We start from the raw sequence: 19,041 nt of genomic DNA on the forward strand, positions 1-19,041 counted from the left end.
CCCTGATGTGCATGACGGATTCGCGATCATGAACGATTTCGGATCATGAGCGAGTCCGGGGGAGGCGTGGCCCCGCCGGTGGTCGCGTGGATCGAGCGCGCCACCGCCACCGACCGCGACACCGACACCGCCACCGGGATGACCACGGTTCTGGTCGAGAGCCGGATCAGGGGGACCGTCGTCGGGCTGGACCCGGCCGGCGCGGTGGTGCTGTCGGTCGGCGACCCGACCGCGGTGATCTCCCCGCGGTCCACGGTGAAGCCGATGCAGGCCGTCGGGATGCTGCTCGCCGGGCTCGACGCGGCGTTCGGCTCCGGTGCCGGCGCCGCTTCCCGCCCTGCCGCCGTTTCCGGTGCGGGCGATCCCGCCTCCGGCGTCGGCGATCCCGACTGCGGCGATCCCGACTGCGGGGCCGCCTCCGAGTGGGGCGGCGGAATCCCGTCCGAGCTGCTGGCGATCGTGTCCTCCTCGCACAGCGGTGAGCCCGAGCAGCTGGCGGCCGTGCGGGCCGTGCTCGCGGCGGCCGGGCGCGGCGAGGACGCCCTGGCCTGCCCCGCCGACCTCCCCATCGGGCGGCTCGCCCACGAGCGGCACCTGGCAGCCGGCGGCGGGCCCGAACGGCTGTTGATGAACTGCTCCGGCAAGCACGCCGGGATGATCGCCACCTGCGTCGCGGCCGGGTGGCCGGTGGCCGGCTACACCGACCCGGCGCATCCGCTGCAGCGCCGGATCCGGGCCGTGATCGAGGAGCTCACCGGTGCCACGATCACGGCCACCGCGGTGGACGGCTGCGGTGCTCCGCTGTTCGGTATCCCGCTGCTCGGCCTCGCCCGCGGGATGCGCGAGATCGCGCTCGCCGCCGCCGGCCCGCGCTCGCCTCGGCAGCGCGTCGCGGCGGCGATGCGGGCCTTCCCGGCCCTCGTCGGCGGTCCGGGGCGACCGGACACGGAGCTGATGCTCGCCGCCCCGTGGATCATCGCGAAGGACGGCGCCGAGGGGGTCACCGTCGCGGCGACGGCGGCGGGGTACGCGGTGGCGGTCAAGATCGAGGACGGCTCCCAGCGCGCGGCTATGCCGGTCCTGGTCACCGCGCTGCGCCGCATCGGCGCGCTCGACCCCACCCCGGGCCCGGGCGCCGCCGTGGGCCTGGACGCCGGCAGGCTCGACGCCCTGGCCGCTCCCGCGGTGCTCGGTGGCGGGATGCCGGTCGGTCGGCTGCGCCCGTTCCTGCCGTCCGCCTCCTGAGGCGTTCGGCCGTCCGGCTTGCCGGCCCCGGTCCCGTCGGGGCCCGGCCGTGGTGGTTCAGTGAATGCCGGTGAGCGCGGGCCGGTGAGCGGGTTCCGGGCTTCCGGTCGCGGTGCCCGTCCGGTGTCCGGGGGTTGGTGGGCACTTGGTCGGGTGGTTTGACGTGCCTGAAAGCGGTGTCGCGTGCACGTGATGGCGTGGGTGTGCAATGCTGTCCGTCACATAAGCCTCACTCTGGGACATGGTCTGGGGGCGGGAGTAGCCCGGACGGTTCGTCCGGTGACACATCAGGCGACACGCGTGATCCGCTTTACAGGATGGGGATATGTCCGACAACTCGATGATCGCCGCCCAGGTCGCGACGCTCGTCGACGAACCGGGAGTCACCGAACGCCTGACCGTGACCGGCCCCCCGGACGTCCTGCCGAGCCTTTACCGGGTGACAACCATTGCGACGGCCAGCGTCGCCGCCGCGTCCGTCGGCGCGGGCCGGTTACTGGCCGCGCGCAACGGGAGCCCGTCCCAGCCGGCGGTCACCGTTGACACCCGGCACGCCAGCGCGGCCTTCCGTAGCGAGCGGTACCTGCGGCTCGACGGACGTCCGCTGCCCAACCCCTGGGACCCGATCTCGGGCCACTACCGGACGGCCGACGACCGGTGGATCCAGCTGCACTGCAACTTCCCGCATCATCGCAACGGCATTCTGGAACTGCTCGACACGCCGAACGACCGGGCGGCGGTCGGGCGGTCGGTGGCCCGTTTCGAGGCCGAGTCCCTCGAGCTCGAGCTCCAGGCGATGGGGATGTGCGCCACGATGGCGCGCGACGAGGACGAGTGGCGGGCGCACCGGCAGGCCAAGGCCGTCGCCGAGCTGCCCGTGCTGGAGACCGAGCGGATCGGGGACGCCCCCGCGCTGCGGCCCGAGCCGGCGGACCTGCCGGCCGAGGGCATCCGCGTGGTGGACATGACGCGGGTCATCGCCGGCCCGGTCTGCGGGCGGACGCTGGCCGCCCACGGCGCCGAGGTGTTGCGGGTCGGCGCCGCGCATCTGCCGGAGGTCCGGTCGGCGCTGATGGACACCGGGTTCGGCAAGCGCAACACCTTTCTGAACCTGCGCGTCGCCGCGGACGCCCGCCGACTGCAGGAGCTCGTCTCGACGGCGGACGTCGTGCTCCAGGCGTACCGCCCGCGCGCCCTGGACAGGCTGGGCTTCGGTCCGGACGCGCTGGCGCGCCTGCGCCCGGGGATCGTCGTCGCGACGATCAGCGCCTACGGCCGGAGCGGGCCGTGGAGCGGCCTGCGGGGCTTTGACAGCCTGGTCCAGACGGCGTCGGGCATCTCGTGGGCGGAGGCCGAGGCCAGTGGGGAGGAGGAGCCCCGTCCGCTGCCCGCCCAGGCTCTCGACCACGCGACCGGGTATCTGGCGGCGCACGGCGTGCTGTCGGCGCTGGCCCGGCGCGCGGTGGAGGGCGGCAGCTGGCAGGTGCGGGTCTCGCTGGCCCAGACCGGCCGGTGGTTGCAGAGCCTCGGCCACCATGACACCCTCGCAGCCCCGGACCCGACCCGGGCCGACGCGGAGGAGTTCTGCCGGCGCCTGCGCAGCGAGTTCGGGGAGCTCTCCTACGTGGCCCCACCGGGAACGGTCGACGGCCGGGCACCGGCCTGGACGATGGCGCCCGCCTCGCTGGGCACCAGCCCTCCCGGCTGGGAGCCCCGCCCGGCCTGACCGCCCGGCCCGGGCGTGGGGCCCGGGCGTGCGGCCCGATCGGGCCGTTCGTGCCATGTAGCAGGTCGACGTCGCGTAGGACTGGGTCTGCGACATCTCGGCGGCGGGTGGGACGGGCTCCGTGGACTCCGGGCCGCAGCCGGACCTCCCCCTCGGCTCGCCGTCGAGAATCAGGTGCCGGACTGCCCGCGGGCGGCGGTGAAACCGGAGGAGAGACAGCATGATCAGGCGACCGGCCCTGGGTGCGATCGTCGCCGCCGCCATGACGGTGATGATCGTCGCGGCCTGCAGCGGTGACGGTGTCTCCTCGTCCGGTGACCGCCGCCGGACAGTCACCATCGGGTTCCAGGGCGTGCTGTCGGGCGACGACGAGCAGCTGGGCGTCAACGCCCTCTACGGGGTGCGCACGGCGATCGAGGAGATCAACGCGGACGCCAGCCTGCCGTTCCGGGTCGAGCTCGTCTCCTCCGACGACGGCGGGTCACCCGAGCGGGCGCCGGCCGCCGCGCGCAGGCTCATCGACGACTCCGACGCGGTGGCCGTCATCGGCCCGATGCTCTCGGACGCGACGGAGGCCAGCGAGCCGTTCTACAGCGAGGCCGGCCTGCTCTCGGTCAGCCCGTCCGCCACCGCCCCGGCGCTCACCGACCTCGGCTTCACCACCTTCTACCGGGTCGTCGCCCCCGACTCCGTGCAGGGCCGGGCCGCGGCCGACTACATCTCCACCGTCCTCGACGCGGGGAAGGTGTACTCGGTCGACGACCGCAGCGAGTACGGCATCGGCCTGTCCACCGCGCTGGAGGCGGAGCTGTTCTCCGACGGCGTCGACGTCGTCCACGGCGGCGTCGACCCGGCCCGGGACTACACCCGCGAGGCAGCGAAGATCATCGTCGAGGCGCCGGACGTACTCTTCTACTCCGGTCAGTACGCCGACTTCGCGCTGCTCAACAAGGCGCTCGAGGACGGTGGCTTCACGGGCACCGTCATGGGCGGGGACGCGACCCGCGACCCGGACTTCGTCACGCGGACGGGCGCGGCTGCCGCCGAGGGCGCCTACTTCTCGTGCGCCTGCAGCGACGTCGACACCGACCCGGCGGCGAAGGAGTTCGTGGCCTCCTACAAGGACGTCAACGGCGGGGCGTTGCCCGGGACCTACTCGGGGGAGGCCTACGACGCCACCTGGGCCGTCGTCGACGTCCTGAAGCGGCTCGGGAATGACATCAGCCGGGAGTCCGTCGCGCGGGCCTTCCGCACCGTCAGCTGGGACGGCCTCACCAGGAAGATCGAGTTCGAGGAGAACGGCGAGCTCAAGCGCTCGACCGTCTACCTGTACAAGGTGCAGGACGGCGAGATCACGGACCTCGGACGGATCTCGGACCTGATCGGCTCCTGACACTCGCCCGTCGGCGGTGCTCGTGTTTCGGTGCGTGGTCTCGTCTGGCCTAGTCGCTGTTGGCGAGGGACGATGTGCTCTCCGTGTCGCGTCCCGCGGAGAGAGGGCAGGCCGCCGAATGACCGTGTCAGCCGGATGACGGTGTCCACCGAATGATCGTTCCTACCGAATGATCGCGTCCACGCCCACGGCGGTGCCCTCGGGCACGAGCCTCGGCCGGCTGGCCGAGCTGTCCATCGAGCGGACCGGCGGCACCGGTCCGCTGATCTTCGAGGAGCAGCGCTGGACGGCCGCGCAGCTCGCGGCCCGGGCCCGGCGCCTGGCCGGCGGGCTGCGCGCGGCCGGGCTCGCGCCGGGGGACAGGGTCGCGGTCTGCATGGCGAACTGTCCCGAGGTCGGCATCACCTACCAGGCGGCCTGGTGGGCCGGCGCGGCCGTCACGCCGGTGCTGTTCCTGCTCGGGGAGACGGACCTGCGTCACGTGCTGGCCGACAGCGCCGCCTCGTTCGTCGTGACCACCCCGGACTTCCTGGACAAGGTCCGCGCGGCGGCCCGGGGCCTGCCCGCGCTGCGTGCCGTCGTGCTGGCCGAGCAGGCCGAACCCGCGCCCGCCGACCGCGCCGGGCCACCGGTGCTGCTGTTCGCCGAGCTGGAGTCCCCGGCCGAGTCCGACCTGGTGGACGTCGACCCGTCCGGTATGGCCGCGCTGCTCTACACCGGGGGGACGACGGGGCGCGCCCGGGGCGTGGTGCTCTCCCATGACAACGTCTCGGCGGCCGCGTGGGCGGTGCACTCGATGCGGCTGGGCGAGGGCCTGCCCGGCCTGCTGCCCCTGCCGATGTCGCATGTCTACGGGATGACCGTGAGCGTCATGGCCACCTACGCCGAGACGCCGGCGACGGCTGTCCTGATGCGCTGGTTCGAGCCCGTCCGGTTCCTGGAGCTGGTGGTGGAGCACCAGGTGGCGCAGACGGCGATCGTCCCCGCCATGGCCCGGATGATCCTGGACCAGGATCTCGACGGCTACGACCTGTCGGCGCTGCGCCAGGTGGTCTCCGGGAGCTCGGCGCTGCCGCGCGAGGTGGCCGACGAATGGGCGCGCCGGCTGCCCGGGGTCGAGCTCGTGGAGGGCTACGGCTGCACCGAGGCGTCGGCGATCGTCACGGTGATGCCACCGGGGCGGACCCGGCTGGGCAGCGTCGGCCGCCCGGCACCCGGCGTCGAGCTCCGGATCGAGGCCCTGAACGCCACCGACGGCGACCATGATGGCCCGCCCGGGGGAGCGGGTGGTTCGCCGGTCGGGGAGATCTGCGTGCGCGGACCGGGCGTCATGCTGGGCTACTGGCGTGATCCCGCGGCGACCGCGCAGGCGGTCCGCGCCGGATGGCTGCACACCGGCGACGTCGGCCACCTTGACCGGGACGGCTTCCTGTACCTCGTCGACCGGATGAAGGATCTGATCATCCGCGGCGGGTTCAACATCTACCCGCGGGACGTCGAGGACGCGCTGCGGGAGCACCCGGACGTCGCCGAGGTGGCCGTGGTGGGCCGCCCCGACCGCCGGCTCGGCGAGGAGATCGTCGCGTTCGTCCAGCTCGGCCCGGGCGCGGACGTCTCGGCGGAGGCACTTGTCCGGTTCGGGCGGGAGCGGCTCGGGCCGCTACGGTACCCGCGTGAGGTGCGGATCGTCCCGGCGATCCCGCTCACCAGCATGCTCAAGACAGACCGGGCGGCCCTGCGGACGATGCTCACGCCGTCAATTCCGCCGGCTCCGTCACCGGCTGCATCTCCGGCGGCTCCGCTGGAGCCGTCAGCGCACGGCTCGTCACCCTCGTCGCCCCTGTCGCCAGGGGATTCCGACTCCGTCGCGTGGCACGGCGGGCCTGTTGGACCAGCGTCGCGAGTTTCGTCGTAGGGTGAGGTTGGCTGAACCTTCCACTAACGTAAGGGTTGTTCGTCTCCCATGGTGCGGTTGCCGCTCAACGGAGTTTTCTCGCCCCCGGGTCGCCTGACGGGCCGGGCGGCCGTGGTGACCGGTGCCTCCAGCGGCATCGGTCACGCGATCGCGCTCGACCTCGCCGCCGCCGGGGCATCCGTCCTGGCCACGGGGCGGGACGGCGCGGCATTGTCCCAACTCGCGCGCACGGCCGCCGCCGGCCGGGTCGACCTGCGCGTCTTCGCCACCGAGATCACCGACGCCGACGGCCGGGAGCGGCTCGTCGAGACGGCCCGGGCGGAGCTCGGGGAGATCTCCGTGCTGGTCCACTCGGCCGGTGTCTACCACAGTGGTCCGATGACGATGGCGAGTCTCGCCGACCTTGACGATCAGTACGCGGTCAACCTGCGGGCCCCGTATGCGCTGACCCAGCTGCTGCTACCCGATCTCACTCGCACGCTGGGCGACATCATCTTCGTCAACTCCACCCAGGGCCTGTCGGCGAGCCCGGAGGTCGGCCAGTACGCCGCGACGAAGCACGCGCTGCGCGCGATCGCGGACAGCCTGCGCGGCGAGCTGGGGCCGAAGGGGCCGCGGGTCTGCACCATCCTGCCTGGTCGGACGGCCACCGCGATGCAACGGAAGATCTTCGAGACGGAGGGTCGGGACTGGGATCCCGAGGCCCTCATGCAGCCCGAGGACGTCGCGGCGATGGTGCTCTCGGTCGTGGAGCTGCCGCGTCGCGTCGAGGTGACCGACATCGTGATGCGACCGGCCCAAAAGGTCTCCTGATTCGGCGAGAGCATATTGTTCTCCGGGTTCGGTGCGAATTACGCGGGAATTCCACGAGGATTTCCGCGGCGGTGCCGCCTCAACGGCTGGTTGGCCGTGACGGCAACCGTTGGTGAACGTCCCACGGATTCAAAGGGAGCTCCCCGCGGGGGTGCGAGGCTTGCTGCGCTGACCCCGCAACGACAGGAGTTCCCATGTCCAGAGCGGCCAGGATCCTTGGCGCTCTCGCGGTCGCCGCCGCAGCTTTGCTGGGCACGTCGACCGCCGCCTCCGCGGCGACACATGAACCCGTCATCTTCGTCTACGGATTCAACGGATCGACATCCACCTGGACCGACATGGTCGCCGACTTCCAGGCCAACGGCTGGTCCTCGTCCGACCTGGTCGTGTTCACCTACGATTCGCACCAGTCGAACGTGACGACCGCGAACCAGCTGGCCGCCACAATCTCCTCCGTGCGCAGCGCGACCGGCGCGGCCAAGGTGGACCTCGTCACCCACTCCATGGGGGCGCTGTCCTCGCGCTATTACCTCAAGAACCTCGGCGGGACGTCCGTCGTCGACGACTTCGTGTCGCTGGGTGGCCCGAACCACGGGACCAGCACCGCGACCCTGTGCGGATGGCTCTACACGGCCTGCTCGGAGATGAGCCCTGGCTCGTCCTTCCTGAACACCCTGAACTCCGGTGACGAGACGCCGGGCGCGGTCAACTACCGTACGTGGTGGTCGTCCTGCGACGACGTCATCAATCCGGATTCCAGCGTCGCCCTCTCGGGTGCCACGAACACCGCCGCCGGCTGCCTCGGCCATTCCGAGCTGCACGACGACAACACCGTGGCCAGTCAGGTCAGAGCCTTCATCGGCTGAGCCGGGCTGAGCCGCCGAGCGGGCGGCTCACGAGCGATCCTGGTCCGGTGGTCCGGTGTGTGCGAACGTCCCGGGAACGGGTACTCCGAGCGCACCATGAATGGTCACGATCCGGCACGCACCCGGTTGGCGGGCTGGTTGCGCCGTCTGCCGCTGCAACGCCGCAACCGCGATAGCCCCGCCCCGCCTCCCACGCCACCGCCTCCTCCCATGCCTGAGGAGGCGGTGGCGGCCGAGGCGGTGGTGGCGGACACCGCCCGCCCCGATCCGCCGCGGGACGACGAGGAACACCACGAACACCACGAACACCACGAGGAACACGAGGAACACGAGGAACACGCAGAGGAACACACAGAGCTGGACGACCTGCTGCGGGCGGTGGCCCGGGAGGGCTTCGGGTTCGCCGAGCTGCGCCCCGGCCAGCTCGAGGCGATGCGGGCCGTCACCGCCGGCCGGGACACGCTGTGCGTCCTGCCGACCGGGGGTGGCAAGTCGGCCGTTTACCAGATTCCGGCCCTGCTCACCGCGGGGCCGACCGTGGTCGTCTCGCCGCTCATCGCGCTGCAGCGTGACCAGGTGCGCGGGCTCACCGAACGCCTGGGCGGCCTGCTGGACGCGGTGCCCGCCGGCCCCGGGACCGCCGCCAGACCCGACGCCGGCCAGTCCGGTGCCGGTCAGCCTGACGCTGACGCGCCCGCGGTGGCGGCGAACTCGCAGAGCGGGCGCGGCGCGGCGCTCGCGGCGATCGACGCCGTCCGCCACGGCCGGGCCGAGTTCCTGTTCCTTGCTCCTGAGCAGCTCGCCCGCGACGACGTCCGGGAGGCGCTTCGCGAGGCGCGGCCCTCCCTGTTCGTCGTGGACGAGGCACACTGCATCTCCAGCTGGGGCCACGACTTCCGCCCCGACTACGCCCGCCTGGGCCAGGTGATCGACGACCTCGGCCATCCGGTGGTCGTCGCGCTGACGGCCACCGCGTCGCCGCCGGTGCGCCGGGAGATAGCCGAGCGCCTGCGGCTCGAGGATCCGGCGGAGATCGTCCGCGGCTTCGACCGCCCGGAGATCACCCTGAGTGTCGAGTCGTTCGTCGACGACGACGAGAAGAAGGCCCGGCTGGTCGAGCGGATCGCCGCCGAGACCAAGCCCGGCCTGGTCTACACGGCGACCCGGCGTGGCGCCGAGGATCTCGCCGCCGAGCTCGCGGACCTCGGGCTCACCGCGAGCGCGTACCACGCCGGGCTACGCGCGGCGCGCCGCCGTGAGGTCGAGGAGGACTTCATGGCCGACCGGTGCGACGTCGTCGTGGCGACGACCGCGTTCGGCATGGGCATCGACAAGCCCAACGTCAGGTTCGTGATCCACGCCGAGGTGGCCGACTCGATCGACTCCTACTACCAGGAGATCGGGCGCGCCGGCCGCGACGGCCAGCCGGCGGTCGCGGTCCTGTTCTACCGGCCCGAGGACCTGGGCCTGCGTCGCTTCTTCGCCTCGTCACGCCCGGACGAGACCGCCCTGCGCCGCGTCGCCGTGCTGCTCGGCCACGCCGAGGAACCGGTGAGCGCGCGTGCCCTGGCCGACGCCGCCGGGGTCGGCGACACCGCGCTGACCCGCATGGTGGACCTGCTCGAACGGGCCGACGCGGTCACCGTCCACGACGACGGCCGCATCGAGCGCAGTGCCGGTGCGCCGGAGCCCGAGCAGGCCGCGCGCCGTGCCGTCGAACTGGCCGCGGCACGGGTCGAGTTCGAGCGGTCGCGGGTCGACATGATGCGCGGGTACGCGGAGACCCGCGACTGCCGGCGGCGTTACCTGCTCGCCTACTTCGGCGACACGTCCCCCGCGGCCTGCGGGAACTGTGACGTGTGCCGGTCCCGTCTGCCCGGGCAGCGGGTGCCGGGCGGCGAGGGCGGGGCCGCGGCCGCCGCCGGTTCCCCGGCGCCGGTGGGCGACAACGAGGCCACGGCGGAGGTCTCGCCGTTTCCGGCCGGGCTGGCCGTCCGCCATGTGCGGTGGGGGCCCGGCCAGGTGATGAAGGAGGACGGCGACCGCATCACCGTCCTGTTCGACGAGGTCGGATACCGCACGCTGTCGGTGGCGGCGGTGACCGAGCGGGGCCTGCTGGCCGTCGCCGACTAGCCCCGCTGTAACGTCACCGCCGGCCCGCGCTGGCCGGTCGTTTCGTCAGCGACCGCGGTGCCCCGCACCGTCGAGGTCAGGCGCGGCCAGTCCGTCCCCGCACGTCGCCGATTGCCGCCGACCTGAGGAGCACCGCTTTCGTGACCGACTTCCGGAACCGGACCGCACTGGTCACGGGGGCCTCGTCGGGGATCGGGGCCGCGTTCGCCGAGGCGCTCGCGGCACGCGGGGCCGATCTCGTGCTCGCCGCGCCGTCCGAGGAGAAACTGCGGCCGGTGGGCGAGCGACTGCGCGCGCTGCACGGGGTGCGGGTGTGGACGGTCCCGGTCGACCTCGCCCGGGAGGACGGCCCGGACCTGCTCGTCGAACAGGTCCGGGCGACCGGGCGCGAGATCGACGTCCTGGTGAACAACGCCGGGTTCGGCACCTACGGCCGGTACGAGGAGCTGCCCGCCGACCGTGACCACCGCGAGGTCATGGTGGACGTCGTCGCGGTCGAACGGGTGACGCACCTGCTCCTGCCGGCGATGGTCGAACGGGGGCGGGGCACCGTCGTCAACGTGTCGTCGACGTCGGGGTTCCAGGCCGTCCCGTACATGGCTGTGTACGGGGCGTCGAAGGCCTTCGTGTTGTCCTTCTCGATCGCGCTGTGGGCGGAGTACCGGTCGCGCGGAATCCGGGTGCTGGCGGTGTGCCCGGGGCCGACCGACACGAACTTCTTCGAGGTCCTCGGCCGGCGGATGAGCGCCGGTGGACGGCTGCGCACCACCGACGAGGTCGTCTCGGCCGCCTTCCGCGGCCTCGACCGCGGCCTGCCCTACGTGATCGACGGCCGGCTGAACTACCTGACCTCGAACGCGTCCCGCCTGCTGGGCAGGGGGCTGGTCGCGGGGATCACCGCCCGGACGCTCCGGCCGCGCGGGCACGGGTGACCTGCTCGCCGTCCTGCTCCGCCAGCGCCAGCCGGGCGACCAGCTCGTAGGAGCGGATCCGGTCGGCGTTCGAGTGCACGTTCGTGACAATCATGAGCTCGTCGGCCTCGGTCGCCTCGAGCAGGGCGTTCAGACCGTCCCGCACGGTCTCCGGGCCGCCCACGATGTGCGAGGACGTCGCCGCCTCCGCCACATCGCGCTCCTGCGGCGTCCAGGGGTGGGCGGCGGCCTCCTCGGGCGTGGGGAAGGCGCCGGGCCGTCCCATCCGCAGGCGCAGCATCGTCAGGCGGGTGGGCCCGGCGAGCCACTGGGCCCGCTCGTCGTCCTCGGCGCACAGGACACCGGCGGCGACCATCGCGTACGGGCGCTCCCGCCCGGGCGACGGCCGGAACGAGTCGCGGTACAGCCGCAGCGCGGGCAGCGTGCCGGCGGAGCTGAAATGGTGCGCGAACGCGAACGGCAGGCCGAGGATTCCGGCGACCTGGGCGCTGTAGCCGCTCGAGCCGAGCAGCCAGATCGGCGGTGTCTCCGCCCGCGGGTACGCCTCCACACCGCGCAGTGGGTGCCCACCGGGGAACGACCCACCGGAGAGGAAGGTCGTCAGCTCGGCGAGCTGGTCGGGGAAGTCGTCCGCGGACATCGACCCCGGGCCGCGGCGCAGGGCACGCGCGGTGTTCTGGTCGGTGCCGGGCGCACGGCCGATGCCGAGGTCGATGCGGCCGGGGAAGAACGCGCCCAGGGTCCCGAACTGCTCGGCGATCGTGAGCGGGGCATGGTTGGGCAGCATCACCCCACCCGAGCCAACCCTGATGGTGGACGTCGCCGCGGCCACCTGGCCCATCAGGATGGTCGTCGCGGAACTGGCGATGCCCGGCATGCCGTGGTGCTCGGCCAGCCAGTAGCGGGTGAAGCCGAGATCCTCGGCCCGCCGGGCCAGCTCAAGGCTGCCCCGCACGGCCTCGCCGGCGGAGACACCCGTGCCCACCGGCACCAGGTCGAGGACGGACAGCGGCACCGGTCTCATCAGGCTCACCCTTGCGCCAACCGCCCCACCGGTGCCCGTCTTCCCACCAGGGCTCCGCTTTCCCCGTCGGGCTCGGCTCTCCCCATCAGGGCTCGGCCGGCGACGGCGCCGTTGGCGCCGAAGTGCCTGGACGGCCCGCCGTGGAACGGGAGGATGGCAGGCATGGGCGCATACCGGCGGGCGTACGAGCAGGAGCGGACCGACCCCGAGGCCTTCTGGGCCGCGGCCGCGCGGGAGGTCGAGTGGACCCGTCCCCCGGAGCGGATTCTCGACGCGAGCGCACCGCCGTTCTACCGCTGGTTCCCCGACGCCGAGCTGAACACCTGCGCCAACGCCCTGGACCGGCACGTCGCCGCCGGTCGCGGGGACGCGCTCGCCCTGGTCTACGACTCACCGGTCACCGGGACGTCCCGCCGGTACACGTTCGCGCAGCTCACCGACGAGGTGGCCCGGGCCGCCGGCGCGCTCGCCTCGCTCGGAGTCGGCCGCGGCGACCGTGTCATCGTCTACCTGCCGATGATCCCCGAGGCGGTCGTGGCGATGCTGGCGTGCGCCCGCCTCGGCGCCGTCCACTCGGTGGTCTTCGGCGGGTTCGCCGCCCCGGAACTCGCCGCCCGCATGGACGACGCCCGCCCGAAGGTCGTGGTCAGCGCGTCCTGTGGCATCGAGCCGACGCGGCTCGTCCCCTACAAGCCGATGATGGACGCGGCGATCGAGCTGGCCGTCCACAAGCCGGCCGGGTGCCTCATCGTGCAGCGCGAGCAGCACCGCTGTGATCTCGTGACCGGCCGCGACCACGACTGGGACGCCCTCGTCGGCTCCGCGCCCCCGCTGGCCCCGGTGCCCGTCGCGGCCACCGACCCGCTGTACATCCTCTACACCTCCGGGACGACCGGGCGGCCGAAGGGCATCGTCCGGGACAACGGCGGCCACGCGGTGGCGATGTCCTGGTCGATGCGCAACGTGTACGGCATCGGGCCGGGGGACGTGATGTGGGCGGCCTCCGACATCGGCTGGGCGGTCGGCCACTCGTACACGGTCTACGCGCCGCTGCTGGTCGGCGCCACGACGGTGCTCTACGAGGGGAAACCGGTCGGCACCCCCGACGCCGGGGCCTTCTGGCGGGTGATCGCCGACCACGGGGTGAACGTGCTGTTCACCGCGCCCACCGCGATCCGCGCGATCAAGAAGGAGGACCCGGCGGCCGAGCTCGTCGGCCGGTACGACCGCACCACCCTGCGGGCGCTGTTCCTGGCCGGCGAGCGGCTGGACCCGGCCACCTACGAATGGGCCTCGGGCGCGCTCGGCCTGCCCGTCGTCGACAACTGGTGGCAGACCGAGACGGGATGGCCGATCTGCGCGGCGCCGCTCGGGCTGGAGCCGCTGCCGCTCAAGGCGGGGAGCCCGTCGGTGCCGATGCCGGGATACGACGTGCGGGTCCTGGACGCGGCGGGCGAGGAGGTCCCGCGCGGCACCGAGGGCGCCATCTGCATCCGCCTGCCGCTGCCGCCCGGCTCGCTGCCGACGCTGTGGGAGGACGACGAGCGTTACGTCGCCTCGTACCTCTCGGCCTTCGACGGGTACTACCTGACCGGCGACGGCGGCTACGTGGACGACGACGGCTACCTGTTCGTCCTGGGCCGCACCGACGACGTCATCAACGTGGCCGGGCACCGGCTCTCCACCGGATCGATGGAGGCGGTGCTGGCGGCCCACCCGGCGGTGGCGGAGTGCGCCGTCGTCGGCGTCGCCGACCCGTTCAAGGGCCAGGTGCCCCGCGGGCTCGTGGTGATGAAGAGCGGAACGGAGATCACGCCGGACGTACTGGCCGCCGAGCTCGTCGCGCGGGTCCGCGCCGAGATCGGGCCGGTCGCCTCGATGCAACGGGTGGACGTCGTCGCCGCCCTCCCGAAGACCCGCTCCGGCAAGATCCTGCGCCGCACCATGCGCGAACTGGCCGACGGCCGCTCACCGGCGATCCCCTCCACCATCGAGGACGCCGCGGTGCTCGACGCCCTGCGCCCCGTCCTCCTCCCGGACACCTGATCGAGCCCGGGGAAACTGCCAGACACCTGACCAGGTCGGGCGATGTTGTGGGAGGCCTGATCGGGTCAAGCGAGGTTGTCGGTGGCCTCCAGGTGGTCGACGTAGGCGTCGGCGATCTCGTCCAGCTCGTCCGGCGGGAAGCCGAGGTTCCTGCGTATCGCGCGGCGCCCGATCAGCAGCAGGTGGAGCATGTAGACCGGGATATCCGCGTCCTGGCAGCGGTGGAAGCCCATCGTGAACCAGGTGAGCGCCTCCTGCTGCCGGCCGTGCTCCGCGAGTGTCTCCGCCACCGCCGCGTACACATCCGGATTCGTGGAGCGGCTCGACTTGATCTCGGCGCGCAGCGTCGTGGCCTCGGCCTCGTCGCCCTTGCGCACGAGCGCGTCATGCAGCCAGACCCGCGGGTCGATGTCCGCCACGCCGGCTGCCGCGTCATCCGCCGCGTCATCCGCCGCCATGGCGGCCGCCGCCGCGGCGGCCACCGAACCGGCGGCCGCTGTGTCGTTGGCGACCACGGCAGCGCGGTAGCAGCGCACCGCCTCGTCCCAGTCGTCGGCGAGGCCGTACTGGCCGCCGGCGTGGACCAGCAGCATCGACGCGCTGACCTGGCCGTGGAGCTCAGGCCGCGCGGCGAGATCCTCGAACTGTGCCGCGGCCTGCTGGTGGCGGCCGTCGCCCGCGGCCTCGATGACGATCTCGTCCAGGTCATCCTCGGTGAGGATGTCGTCCTCGGTGAGCGTGCGCATGACGGCCATTGTTCTCCGCCCGCCGCCCGTCCCGGACGGCCGGGGATGAGGAGGCCACAGGGGGGCGCAGACGCCGCCGGACCATCGGGTTCCGGGCTGGTTCGGCGGGGTAGCAGGCTGCGGTGACCAGTATTCCGCCCGAGAAACAGCCGGGGCCGGTCGCGTTCGTGCTCGGCGGCGGCGGCGTCCTGGGCGCCGCCGAGGTGGGAATGCTCGACGCGCTCCTGGCCGCGGGCGTCCGCCCCGACCTGGTCGTCGGGACCTCCGTGGGCGCCATCAACGGTGCCGTGGTCGCCGCCGACCCGTCCAGAGCCGCGATCGGGCGGCTGACCGAGCTGTGGGCCGACCTGGGCAGCTCGGACGTCTTCGCCGGCGGGCCGGCCAAACGGCTGGCCACCGTCGTCCAGCACGGCTACCTGCACTCGAACGCGCCGCTGCGCCGGATACTGAAGGCGAACCTGCCGTCCTCCTTCGAGCGGCTGGCGGTGCCCTTCCAGTGCGTGGCGGCCAGCGTCGAACGTGCGGCCGCGCACTGGTTCGACCGCGGCCCGCTCGTCGACGCCGTCCTGGCGTCGTGCGCGGTGCCCGCGCTGCTACCCCCGGTCAAGATCGGGGACGAGCACTTCGTCGACGGCGGCCTCATCGACAGCACTCCCGTGGGCCGGGCGGTGACGCTGGGCGCGCGAACGGTCTACGTCCTGCACGTCGGGCGGATCGAGCGGCCGCTGCGCCCCGGCCGCTGGCCGTGGGAGGCCGGCCTCGTGGCCTTCGAGATCGCCCGCCGCCGCGGCTTCGCCGACGCGATGGCCGCCCTGCCGGCGGATGTCGCCGTCCACCTGCTGCCGATCGGTGACGCCACCGGAGTACCACTGGTCGGGCTGCGATACCGGTCCCCCTCCGGGGTCCGCCGCCGGATCGAACGCGCCCGCCAGGCCACAGCCGACTACCTCGACCTCCTGGCGGCCCCCGGCACCCGAGGCCTGGGCGCCGCGAAGACCCCGGCCACGCCGGGCCGCGCCCCCGACGGTGACCGCGGCCCTCGACCGGATCCCGACCGCGGCCGAAGCGTCGCCCCCGAGCCTCGCCGTGGCCTTGTCGTGAACAGCGACGGCGATCGTTCGGGGCGTGAGGCGTGAGAGTGCCACCAAGGGCGATCCGCCGCCTCGTGATCGATCCCCTGTTCATCCCGGTCGCGGTGGGCGGCGCGGTGCTCGGTGTCCTGGTGACTCTGCTCGGCCTGCTCAGCGCGCCCGTCGACCGCCGGCTACGGCTGTCCCGGGTGGCGGCCCTGGCCGGGGCCTACCTCGCCGCCGAGGCCGTTGTGATCGTGAGCGGCTTCGGGTTGTGGCTGGCCCGGCCGCTGCTCCGCGCCAGGTGGGAGAAGGTCAACCTGCGGCTGCTGCGCGGCGTCCTGCGGTTTGTCGTCACTGCCGCCGGGCGGCTGGTCGCGTTCCGCCTGACCGTCCGCGAACCGCCGGCGGGCACTGTGGACTGCGCCGGCCGCCCCGTCCTGGTCGCCAGCAGGCACGCCGGGGTCGGTGACTCCTTCGCGCTGGTCCATCTGCTGCTCGACCGCTACCAGCGCACGCCGCGGGTCGTGCTCCTGGCGAGCCTTCAGCTCGACCCGGCGATCGACATCCTGCTCGGCCGGCTGGATGCCTGCTTCCTGCGCACGGAGGGCGCCGACCCGACGGCACCCGCTCGGGTTCACGACCTGGCCACCAGACTGACGTCCCGCGATGCCCTCGTCATCTTTCCCGAGGGGGCGAACTTCACCGCGCGGCGCCGCCGGCGGGTGATCCGCGGGCTGCGGCTGCGCGGCCAGTCGAGCCGGGCCGCGGTGGCCGAGAACCTCGCCCACGTGCTGCCGCCCCGCCCCGCCGGCGTGCTCGCCGCGCTGGACGCGCGAACCGTGGGGGGAACGGCCGTGGTCGCCCACACGGGGCTGGACCTCCTGGTCACGCCGGGCCTCGTCTGGCAGGCCCTGCCGTTGACGGCCCCGATGGAGCTGCGCTGGTGGTGGTTCCCCGCGGACGAGCTGCCGCCCACCGGAACGGAGCGCGCGGACTGGTTGACCATGAACTGGGCAGTGGTGGACGCCTGGATCGACTCCCGCCGCTCCCCGAACCCCCTCCCGACGTCCTCGGACTCCTGACCGCCCTCTCGGTCAGGAGGAGCTCGGGAGGGCGCACGGCCTGCCGGTTCCGGCGGCGCCAGGCACACCACGACCGCGGGAATCGTTCAGCTCGTCTCGATCGGCTCAGTCATACCGAGGCCCGCCAGTGGTGGGATGACATGGACCGCGGCAACAGCCTGCAGACCCGAGGCCTTCTCGTCCTGCGATTCCCCGGTTTCATTGTCCTGAATGATCCCTGCCGCGTAGCGGCGGCCATCGCCCAGGCCCTGCGCTCTCGCGGCTGGACCGCCCTCTACCACCCCTGCCCCAGCTGCCAAACCCCCCGAACTCGAGGCTTTCAGGCCGTCCGAAAGAATGTGTGGCGGGTGGGTGAGTCCATGGACTCACCCACCCGCCACACATCTGGAGCGGTGGGGATATTGGGTCAGCTGGGAAGGGGGCGGCGGCCGGCGAAGCCAAGGTCGGCCCGGTGGTACCAGGCGAGATCCGGCTCGCCCTCGATCCAGCACAGCAGCACGTTCTCGCCCTCGAGGATGGCGGGGAAATCGATCAGTAGCGGGGCGGCGCCCTTGACCTGGATGCCGCGGGCGGGGAACCAGGCCAGCGCTTCGGACAGCCAGGCCTGCAGGGCTTTCATCTCGGCGAGTCCCCCTTTGGGGGACGACGCGCCATCCGCCAGCGCGGCGCTCAGCTCGGTGAGGTCCGCCCGCCGTGCGACGAACTCGGCGGCGCGTTCGTGGATTTCGGGCATGAGGGCACGGGCCTCGTCCACGGAGAACATCTGGTCCACGCAGTCCAGTCCATCATGCCTGGACGTCAACGGGCCCAGCCGGGTGGCACCGACCGGCACGCGCGTTCGTGGATCGCGGGAAACGGCCCCGGGCGGCTCCCGTCTCCGAGATCGTCGACCGGGGCCACCGGGCCTGGTGGGCCCGCCGGAGGAGGATGGATTCAGGAACGGCGGGCCATCTTGATGGTCTTCTCGAGCTGATCCCGGTCGACTTCGGCGGAGCGGCCGTTCGTCGCGACGGTCGGGATCTGGTGACCGCCGCCGAGGACCAGGTCGGTGGTGTGGCGCATGCCCATGTCGCGCTGCTCGACGTCGAGGATGGTCTCCTCCACCCGGTACAGCTTCTCGATTTTCGCGACCTTGGCCTCGACCTGCGCGGCGACGATCCGCAGCCGCCGTTCCGCCTTGGCGAGGCGTCGTTCCAGGCGACGGTCGACGACGTTGGGCATCGGCTCGTCGCGCTCGGTCGGGTCGTGCAGGTAGAGCTCCACGGCCACCGCCACCAGCGGGATCAGCGCGGTGAAGAGGATCGCCGGGCCGTCGCCGCCGTCGCCGGACGCGCCCTGGATCCGCACCAGCACACCCGCGATCGACAGGAGCAGGAAGATCGTCGAGGTCAGGGTGAGGGCGAGGGCCGACGTCCTGGTGGTGACGAGCTGTTCGCGGACCTCCTGGTCCATCTTGACCTCGCCGACGTCCGCGGCCTTCAGGAGCTGGATCTGGGCCCGGGCCAGGATCGCGCTTTTGATCGCGTGGGCGAGCACCATCCCGGCGATGAAGACCGCGATGCCCAGGATGCCGCCCAGGAACCAGCTGACGCCGTAGTCCGCGGCGTCGGTGAGCACGCCGTAGGCGTCGGCGAAGACGAAGAAGTCGAGGGAGGCGAGCACCAGCAGGATGAGGTGGCGGACGGCCGGCGCGAACTGCATCTGCGGGATGCGTTCCTGGATGCCGACGCTGCGCCAGAGCCGGCCCTGCTCGACCTTGTTCTTGATCAGTTCGGTCCGGCGTTCCCGTCGCTCGGCCCTGGAGTCGATCTCCATGCGGAGCTCGGCGATCAGCTCCTCCAGAGTCCGGGCGTCCGCGCGGACGGCCGCGCGGACCTCCTGGATCTCCGCTTCTTCCAGGCTCTTCAGGACCTTGGGGCGGGTCTCGGCCCCCGCCAGCGCGATGTCGGCGTCCCCGACCTGACGGATGAGCTGCTTGGCTAGACGGCCCGGCCGATTTCCCCTGCGCAGCACCTGAGGGTCCCTCTTTCCGTGTCTTCGTTCGGGC

15 protein-coding genes are annotated in these 19,041 nt (G+C 72.7%); 11 read left to right on the top strand and 4 right to left on the bottom strand.

The window, feature by feature from the left end:
• Positions 1-45: 45 nt before the first annotated feature.
• From E0504_RS13820 to E0504_RS13855, 8 genes are all read left to right on the top strand, one after another.
• Entirely contained in the window at positions 46-1,245 is a 1,200-nt protein-coding gene (locus tag E0504_RS13820; RefSeq protein WP_112105687.1) for an asparaginase, read from the top strand.
• Positions 1,246-1,570: 325 nt separating this feature from the next.
• Positions 1,571-2,971, top strand: coding sequence for a CoA transferase (locus E0504_RS13825; RefSeq protein WP_112105688.1), 1,401 nt, complete (start codon positions 1,571-1,573; stop codon positions 2,969-2,971).
• A 220-nt stretch (positions 2,972-3,191) separates the two neighbouring features.
• Entirely contained in the window at positions 3,192-4,364 is a 1,173-nt protein-coding gene (locus tag E0504_RS13830; protein ID WP_112105689.1) for a branched-chain amino acid ABC transporter substrate-binding protein, read from the top strand.
• Between the two features lie 169 nt (positions 4,365-4,533).
• Positions 4,534-6,279 (top strand): class I adenylate-forming enzyme family protein, encoded by a 1,746-nt coding sequence (locus tag E0504_RS13835; protein ID WP_112105690.1) that lies wholly within the window; start codon positions 4,534-4,536, stop codon positions 6,277-6,279.
• 48 nt (positions 6,280-6,327) lie between these two features.
• Positions 6,328-7,092, top strand: a complete 765-nt coding sequence (locus E0504_RS13840; RefSeq protein ID WP_020463881.1) for an SDR family oxidoreductase — start codon at positions 6,328-6,330, stop codon at positions 7,090-7,092.
• A 194-nt stretch (positions 7,093-7,286) separates the two neighbouring features.
• The gene (locus tag E0504_RS13845; RefSeq protein ID WP_071065968.1) at positions 7,287-7,958 is read left to right on the top strand and encodes a triacylglycerol lipase; all 672 of its coding nucleotides are present in this window, start codon (positions 7,287-7,289) and stop codon (positions 7,956-7,958) included.
• Between the two features lie 210 nt (positions 7,959-8,168).
• On the top strand, positions 8,169-10,091 hold the full coding sequence (locus tag E0504_RS13850) for an ATP-dependent DNA helicase RecQ (RefSeq protein ID WP_131624689.1): 1,923 nt from the start codon (positions 8,169-8,171) through the stop codon (positions 10,089-10,091).
• Positions 10,092-10,231: 140 nt separating this feature from the next.
• On the top strand, positions 10,232-11,023 hold the full coding sequence (locus tag E0504_RS13855) for an SDR family oxidoreductase (protein ID WP_112105692.1): 792 nt from the start codon (positions 10,232-10,234) through the stop codon (positions 11,021-11,023).
• On the opposite strand, the gene E0504_RS13860 is transcribed toward E0504_RS13855, so the two are convergent.
• Entirely contained in the window at positions 10,986-12,047 is a 1,062-nt protein-coding gene (locus tag E0504_RS13860; protein ID WP_165938511.1) for an LLM class flavin-dependent oxidoreductase, read from the bottom strand. The genes E0504_RS13855 and E0504_RS13860 overlap by 38 nt on opposite strands.
• A 162-nt stretch (positions 12,048-12,209) precedes the next feature.
• On the opposite strand from E0504_RS13860, the gene E0504_RS13865 reads away from it, so the two are divergent.
• Complete coding sequence (locus E0504_RS13865; protein ID WP_112105694.1) at positions 12,210-14,093, top strand: AMP-binding protein; 1,884 nt, start codon at positions 12,210-12,212, stop codon at positions 14,091-14,093.
• Between the two features lie 65 nt (positions 14,094-14,158).
• Here the strand turns inward: E0504_RS13865 and E0504_RS13870 are convergent, their stop codons facing one another.
• The gene (locus E0504_RS13870) at positions 14,159-14,848 is read right to left on the bottom strand and encodes a hypothetical protein (protein WP_131624691.1); all 690 of its coding nucleotides are present in this window, start codon (positions 14,846-14,848) and stop codon (positions 14,159-14,161) included.
• 200 nt (positions 14,849-15,048) lie between these two features.
• On the opposite strand from E0504_RS13870, the gene E0504_RS13875 reads away from it, so the two are divergent.
• Together E0504_RS13875 and E0504_RS13880 are read left to right on the top strand one after the other, a co-directional pair.
• On the top strand, positions 15,049-15,975 hold the full coding sequence (locus E0504_RS13875; RefSeq protein WP_235013849.1) for a patatin-like phospholipase family protein: 927 nt from the start codon (positions 15,049-15,051) through the stop codon (positions 15,973-15,975).
• Positions 15,972-16,994: a 1-acyl-sn-glycerol-3-phosphate acyltransferase gene (locus E0504_RS13880; RefSeq protein WP_131624693.1), complete on the top strand. Its 1,023-nt coding sequence runs from the start codon at positions 15,972-15,974 to the stop codon at positions 16,992-16,994. Before E0504_RS13875 ends, E0504_RS13880 begins: the two co-directional genes overlap by 4 nt.
• 406 nt (positions 16,995-17,400) lie before the next feature.
• On the opposite strand, the gene E0504_RS13885 is transcribed toward E0504_RS13880, so the two are convergent.
• Positions 17,401-17,826: a DUF2203 domain-containing protein gene (locus E0504_RS13885; protein ID WP_071065973.1), complete on the bottom strand. Its 426-nt coding sequence runs from the start codon at positions 17,824-17,826 to the stop codon at positions 17,401-17,403.
• Between the two features lie 101 nt (positions 17,827-17,927).
• Positions 17,928-19,007: a hypothetical protein gene (locus tag E0504_RS13890; protein ID WP_018500353.1), complete on the bottom strand. Its 1,080-nt coding sequence runs from the start codon at positions 19,005-19,007 to the stop codon at positions 17,928-17,930.
• Positions 19,008-19,041 lie beyond the last annotated feature (34 nt).

It is taken from the genome of Parafrankia sp. BMG5.11, assembly GCF_004337455.1.